This window comes from Citrobacter sp. S55_ASV_140 (assembly GCF_018919505.1).
Lineage (GTDB): Bacteria > Pseudomonadota > Gammaproteobacteria > Enterobacterales > Enterobacteriaceae > Citrobacter > Citrobacter werkmanii.
The window spans coordinates 1-6,103 of record NZ_JAHLQZ010000216.1; the positions used below are offsets into that span (position 1 = coordinate 1).

Genomic DNA, 6,103 nt, shown 5'->3' on the forward strand with positions numbered 1-6,103 from the left:
CGGGAGTGTTGTTCCTCTTCGCGGCGGTCGCTGCGGTGCCGCTGGCATCGCGGCTGGGTATTGGCCCGGTATTAGGATACTTGCTGGCGGGGATCGCTATCGGTCCGTGGGGATTAGGATTCATTAGCGATGTAGATGAAATCCTGCACTTTTCCGAACTGGGCGTCGTCTTTTTGATGTTCATCATTGGGCTGGAACTTAACCCGGCCAAGTTATGGCAATTGCGGCGTTCAATTTTTGGCGTCGGTGCCGCGCAGGTGATGTTGAGCGCAGTGGTACTGGCTGGTTTGCTGATGCTTACCGCATTCTCCTGGCAAGCGGCAGTGGTCGGCGGCATTGGTCTGGCGATGTCATCGACCGCCATGGCGCTACAGTTGATGCGCGAAAAAGGCATGAACCGCAGCGAATCCGGGCAACTGGGTTTTTCGGTGCTGCTGTTCCAGGATTTGGCAGTGATCCCCGCACTGGCGCTGGTTCCACTGCTGGCAGGGTCTGCCGATGAACATTTTGACTGGATCAAAGTGGGCATGAAGGTGTTGGCTTTCGCCGGCATGTTGATTGGCGGACGCTATTTGCTGCGCCCTGTTTTCCGCTTCATTGCGGGTTCTGGCGTGCGGGAAGTGTTCACCGCCGCTACGCTGCTGCTGGTACTGGGTTCCGCGCTATTTATGGATGCGCTGGGATTGTCGATGGCGCTGGGAACGTTTATCGCGGGCGTGCTGCTGGCGGAAAGCGAATACCGCCATGAGTTGGAAACGGCAATCGATCCCTTTAAGGGCCTGTTGCTCGGACTGTTTTTTATCTCCGTCGGCATGTCGCTCAATCTCGGCGTGCTCTATACCCATATTCTGTGGGTAGCGGCGAGCGTAATCGTGCTGGTGGTCGTGAAGATGCTGGTGTTGTATGTGCTGGCACGACTGAACGGCATGAGAAGCTCTGAACGAATGCAGTTTGCCGGCGTGTTAAGCCAGGGCGGTGAATTCGCTTTCGTGCTGTTTTCAACGGCATCCTCGCAACGATTGTTTCTGGGCGATCAAATGGCGCTACTGCTGGTGACCGTCACGTTGTCGATGATGACCACGCCGCTGGTGATGAAGCTGATTGATAAATGGCTCTCCCGCCAGTTTAACGGCCCGGATGAAGAAGATGAAAAACCCTGGGTGGAGGATGATAAACCGCAGGTCATTGTCGTGGGGTTTGGACGCTTTGGTCAGGTTATTGGTCGCTTACTGATGGCCAATAAAATGCGTATTACCGTCCTGGAGCGAGATATCAGCGCTGTGAATCTGATGCGCAAATATGGTTATAAGGTCTATTACGGAGATGCCACCCAAGTGGATCTGCTGCGTTCCGCGGGGGCAGAGGCGGCGCAATCCATCGTCATTACCTGTAATGAACCCGAAGACACCATGAAACTGGTGGAGCTTTGCCAACAATACTTTCCGCATTTGCATATTCTTGCGCGAGCGCGCGGACGTGTAGAGGCGCATGAGTTATTACAGGCCGGGGTGACGCAGTTTTCCCGCGAAACGTTCTCCAGTGCGCTGGAGTTGGGGCGTAAAACGCTGGTCACGTTGGGGATGCATCCGCACCAGGCTCAGCGCGCTCAGCTGCATTTTCGGCGGCTCGATATGCGCATGTTGCGGGAACTGATTCCCATGCATACAGACACGGTACAAATCTCGCGAGCCAGGGAAGCCCGGCGTGAACTGGAGGAAATTTTCCAACGTGAGATGCAGCAAGAGCGGCGTCAGCTGGATGGCTGGGATGAATTTGAGTAGAGGTAATCATGGCAATTCGTAAACGTTTTATTGCAGGCGCAAAATGTCCGTCCTGCCAGGCGCAGGATACGCTGGCGATGTGGCGCGAAAATAATATCGATATTGTTGAGTGTGTTAAGTGCGGGCATCAGATGCGGGAAGCCGATAAAGAGGCGCGCGAACATGTTCGCAAAGAAGAGCAAGTGATCGGGATTTTTCATCCGGACTAGCGATATGGCGCAGCTTTTTTTAAGCTAGAGGGTACACGGGTGCAGAATTCCGCTACAATCTGCGCCACTATTCTTTCCATGCTCAGGAGATATCATGAAAGTAGCAAAGGACCTGGTGGTCAGCCTGGCCTATCAGGTACGTACAGAAGACGGTGTATTGGTTGATGAGTCTCCGGTGAGTGCACCGCTGGACTACCTGCATGGTCACGGTTCCCTGATTTCTGGCCTGGAAACAGCGCTGGACGGTCATGAAGTTGGCGACAAATTCGACGTTGCTGTTGGCGCAAACGACGCTTACGGTCAGTACGACGAAAACTTGGTGCAGCGCGTTCCTAAAGACGTCTTCATGGGCGTTGACGAACTGCAGGTTGGCATGCGTTTCCTGGCTGAAACTGACCAGGGTCCAGTACCGGTAGAAATTACTGAAGTGGAAGACGACCACGTTGTGGTTGACGGTAACCACATGCTGGCTGGCCAGAACCTGAAATTCAACGTAGAAGTTGTAGCGATTCGTGAAGCGACCGAAGAAGAACTGGCCCATGGCCACGTTCACGGCGCGCACGGTCACGACCACGATCATGACCACGGTCACGATGGTTGCTGCGGTGGTCACGGCCACGACCATGGTCACGAGCACGGTGGCGAAGGCTGCTGCGGCGGTGGCGGTAAAGGTAACGGCGGCTGCGGTTGCCACTAATACCCTTCGTCTTTCAACCCACAGCGGTGTTGGCTGCGCTTTCAAATCCCGGTCACATAGTTATCTATGCTCCCGGGACTTCCTCAAGCTTGCCGCCTTGCTGTGATTTGAAATCCTTTGGGTATATGTGAGTAGGCCTGCTAAGCGTTCGCGCCATCGGGCACAAAAAAGCGGGATATCCCCGCTTTTTTTACGTCTTAATAATGCGGCGGTGGGGTCTCTTCGGACTGCGACGCGATGTGGGACGGCTGCGTGGCTTTCAGCTTCTCAGTCAGCAGACGCAGATGATCGCGTAGTTTAGCCATTTCCAGTTCATGCGCAGTTACCGTCACGTTGAGCTCTTCAATGGTGATTTCCTGAAATGCCAGGCGGCTTTCCAGCTCGGCCAGGCGAGTTTCCAATGTTGTATCCTGCATGATTCACCTCTTTCTTTTTTCTCCGGCAGATCGCGGACTGCGGCGAATTCTACTTAACTTTGCCTGTTTGCACAGCACTCAATCTTCGGCAACGAAACTAATTTAAACAAAAAGAGTCTGAAAAGTGGTGATAATAGGGCGTGCCTGTATGTTGATTTGTTCTGCAACGCTTTATAGTACATTTTTATGTTAGATAACCCTGGGGTGAGATGCCCCGGCCCTGGAGATATGGATGAAATCACTGTTTAAAGTAACGCTGCTGGCGACCACAATGGCTGTTGCTCTGCATGCCCCGATCACCTTCGCTGCTGATGCTGCGAAACCAGCCGCTACTGCTGACAGCAAAGCAGCATTCAAGAATGACGACCAAAAATCCGCTTACGCGCTGGGCGCGTCACTGGGTCGTTATATGGAAAACTCCCTGAAAGAGCAGGAAAAGCTGGGCATCAAACTGGATAAAGATCAGCTGATCGCTGGCGTTCAGGATGCGTTTGCTGACAAGAGCAAGCTCTCTGACCAGGAAATCGAACAAACTCTGCAGGCGTTTGAAGCGCGCGTGAAGAGCTCCGCTCAGGCGAAAATGGAAAAAGACGCGGCTGACAATGAAGCCAAAGGTAAAGTTTACCGCGAGAAATTTGCTAAAGAGAAAGGCGTTAAAACCTCTTCCACCGGCTTGATCTACAAAGTAGAGAAAGAAGGTACCGGCGCTGCGCCGAAAGACAGCGATACCGTGGTTGTAAACTACAAAGGTACGCTGATTGATGGTAAAGAGTTTGACAACTCCTACACCCGTGGCGAGCCGCTCTCTTTCCGTCTTGATGGTGTTATCCCTGGCTGGACTGAAGGTCTGAAAAACATCAAGAAAGGCGGTAAAATTCAGTTGGTTATCCCACCGGATCTGGCTTACGGCAAAACCGGGGTTCCGGGTATTCCGGCCAACTCTACGCTGGTCTTTGATGTTGAACTGTTAGACATCAAACCGGCACCGAAAGCCGAGGCACAGCCAGATGCTGCACCGGCCGATAAAGCTGCAGATAGCAGCAAAAAGTAAGCGAACAGTAACCGCCGCCCACAGGGCGGCGGTTTTTTATTATCGACAGGATATAATTAATACTGGAAAGCGCCTTGTGCGCTGTATTACTTTAGATGCCCCTATAATAGTGATGAGCCTGCCCTGACAACATAACGACAGGCTCCTGAAAAGGAGTGCTTTTTTTCATGTCCAGGTCGCTTTTAACCAACGAAACCAGTGAGCTAGATTTACTGGATCAACGTCCTTTCGATCAAACTGACTTCGATATCCTTAAATCCTATGAAGCGGTAGTGGACGGGTTGGCGATGCTCATTGGTTCCCATTGTGAAATCGTATTGCACTCTTTGCAGGATTTGAAATGCTCGGCTATCCGCATTGCGAACGGTGAACACACGGGCCGTAAAATTGGCTCACCGATAACCGACCTTGCTTTGCGTATGCTGCATGATATGACGGGTGCGGATAGCAGCGTGTCGAAGTGTTACTTCACACGTGCGAAAAGCGGTGTCTTGATGAAGTCGGTGACGATTGCCATCCGTAACCGAGAGCATCGCGTGATTGGTCTGCTGTGCATCAACATGAACCTCGATGTGCCATTCTCGCAGATAATGAATACCTTTATCCCACCGGAAACCCCGGAAGTGGGCTCTGCCGTGAACTTTGCTTCTTCAGTCGAAGATCTGGTCACCCAGACGCTGGAATTCACGATCGAAGAAGTGAATGCCGATCGCAATGTATCCAACAATGCGAAAAACCGCCAGATTGTCCTGAATCTGTATGAGAAAGGTATCTTCGATATTAAAGATGCGATTAACCAGGTCGCCGATCGGCTGAATATCTCCAAGCACACGGTCTACCTCTATATTCGCCAGTTCAAAAGCGGCGATTTCCAGGGGCAAGACAAGTAATGCGCTTTACCATCATGGTGACGGGACCTGCTTATGGTACACAGCAGGCGAGTAGCGCGTTGCAATTTGCCCACGCGCTACTCAAGGAAGGGCATGAGTTAAGCAGCGTATTTTTCTATCGTGAAGGTGTGTATAACGCCAACTTCCTGACTTCGCCCGCCAGCGATGAGTATGATCTGGTACGAGCCTGGCAACAGCTGAACCAACAACATGGCGTGACGCTAAATATCTGCGTTGCAGCGGCGTTGCGCCGCGGCGTTGTTGATGAAGCTGAAGCAAAGCGGCTTGGGCTGGCAGGTGCTAATCTACAATCAGGTTTCAATCTCAGCGGGCTGGGTTCGCTGGCTGAGGCGTCCCTGACCTGCGATCGCGTGGTGCAGTTTTAATGAAACGGGTTGCTTTTGTCTTTTCTACCGTGCCGCACGGCAGCGCATCCGGCCGTGAAGGGTTAGATGCCTTACTGGCGACATCTGCGCTAACGGAAGGTCTCGGCGTGTTTTTTATCGGCGATGGCGTGTTCCAGATCCTCCAGGGTCAACAACCGGATGTCGTTCTGGCTCGCAACTATATCGCAACGTTTAAGCTGTTGGAGTTGTACGATATCGATCAATGTTGGCTTTGTGCCGCCTCATTACGTGAGCGGGGTCTTCAGCAGGGTGTTAATTTTGTGGTTGATGCCACGCCGTTGGAACCTGAAGATTTGCGCCGTGAGCTAGGCAATTATGACGTCATTTTAAGGTTTTGAGACTCTCATGCTGCACACACTACACCGCTCCGCGTGGCTTACTGATTTCTCCTCTCTTCTTCGCCTGATTGAAAAAGACGATGAGCTTTTACTGCTCCAGGATGGCGTGACTGCCGCAATAGAAGGAAGCCGTTTCCTTGAAAGTCTGCAAAATGCCTCCATTAAGGTCTCTGTACTGGAAGAAGACATTAAAGCTCGCGGGTTAGATGGTCAAATTTCAGACAGTGTCGTCAGGGTTAGCTATACTGACTTCGTCAGACTTACGGTGAAGCATCCCAACCAGATGTCCTGGTAATTGCGGGATCGTTGTATAT

The 6,103-nt window shown here is 52.1% G+C and carries 9 protein-coding genes; 8 read left to right on the forward strand and 1 reads right to left on the reverse strand.

From position 1 onward, the window contains the following. The 3 genes from kefB to slyD all read left to right on the forward strand — a co-directional run. Positions 1 to 1,781, forward strand: a 1,781-nt coding sequence (kefB, locus tag KQJ18_RS20605) for a glutathione-regulated potassium-efflux system protein KefB (RefSeq protein WP_216422621.1), incomplete at its 5' end; no start/stop codon positions are given. Between the two features lie 8 nt (positions 1,782 to 1,789). Next, a complete protein-coding gene (locus tag KQJ18_RS20610) occupies positions 1,790 to 1,990 on the forward strand; it encodes a YheV family putative zinc ribbon protein (RefSeq protein WP_016154768.1) in 201 nt (66 codons plus the stop codon). Between the two features lie 94 nt (positions 1,991 to 2,084). Then, positions 2,085 to 2,687 carry a peptidylprolyl isomerase gene (slyD, locus tag KQJ18_RS20615; RefSeq protein WP_006687368.1) on the forward strand — a complete coding sequence of 201 codons (603 nt, stop codon included), beginning with the start codon at positions 2,085 to 2,087 and terminating at the stop codon, positions 2,685 to 2,687. Positions 2,688 to 2,884: 197 nt separating this feature from the next. Here slyD and KQJ18_RS20620 read toward each other — a convergent pair whose 3' ends face one another. After that, positions 2,885 to 3,103 carry a protein SlyX gene (locus KQJ18_RS20620; protein ID WP_038634770.1) on the reverse strand — a complete coding sequence of 73 codons (219 nt, stop codon included), beginning with the start codon at positions 3,101 to 3,103 and terminating at the stop codon, positions 2,885 to 2,887. A 232-nt stretch (positions 3,104 to 3,335) separates the two neighbouring features. Here KQJ18_RS20620 and fkpA point away from each other — a divergent pair, with 232 nt between their 5' ends. The 5 genes from fkpA (at position 3,336) to tusB (ending at position 6,084) form a co-directional block, all read left to right on the forward strand. After that, positions 3,336 to 4,154 carry an FKBP-type peptidyl-prolyl cis-trans isomerase gene (gene fkpA, locus KQJ18_RS20625; protein WP_038634767.1) on the forward strand — a complete coding sequence of 273 codons (819 nt, stop codon included), beginning with the start codon at positions 3,336 to 3,338 and terminating at the stop codon, positions 4,152 to 4,154. A gap of 167 nt (positions 4,155 to 4,321) precedes the next feature. Then, on the forward strand, positions 4,322 to 5,044 hold the full coding sequence (locus KQJ18_RS20630; protein ID WP_003023643.1) for a transcriptional regulator: 723 nt from the start codon (positions 4,322 to 4,324) through the stop codon (positions 5,042 to 5,044). Then, the gene (tusD, locus tag KQJ18_RS20635) at positions 5,044 to 5,430 is read left to right on the forward strand and encodes a sulfurtransferase complex subunit TusD (protein WP_137351159.1); all 387 of its coding nucleotides are present in this window, start codon (positions 5,044 to 5,046) and stop codon (positions 5,428 to 5,430) included. Before KQJ18_RS20630 ends, tusD begins: the two co-directional genes overlap by 1 nt. Beyond that, complete coding sequence (gene tusC, locus KQJ18_RS20640) at positions 5,430 to 5,789, forward strand: sulfurtransferase complex subunit TusC (RefSeq protein ID WP_038634761.1); 360 nt, start codon at positions 5,430 to 5,432, stop codon at positions 5,787 to 5,789. Before tusD ends, tusC begins: the two co-directional genes overlap by 1 nt. A gap of 7 nt (positions 5,790 to 5,796) precedes the next feature. Next, the gene (gene tusB, locus KQJ18_RS20645; protein ID WP_038634759.1) at positions 5,797 to 6,084 is read left to right on the forward strand and encodes a sulfurtransferase complex subunit TusB; all 288 of its coding nucleotides are present in this window, start codon (positions 5,797 to 5,799) and stop codon (positions 6,082 to 6,084) included. Positions 6,085 to 6,103: the final 19 nt, after the last annotated feature.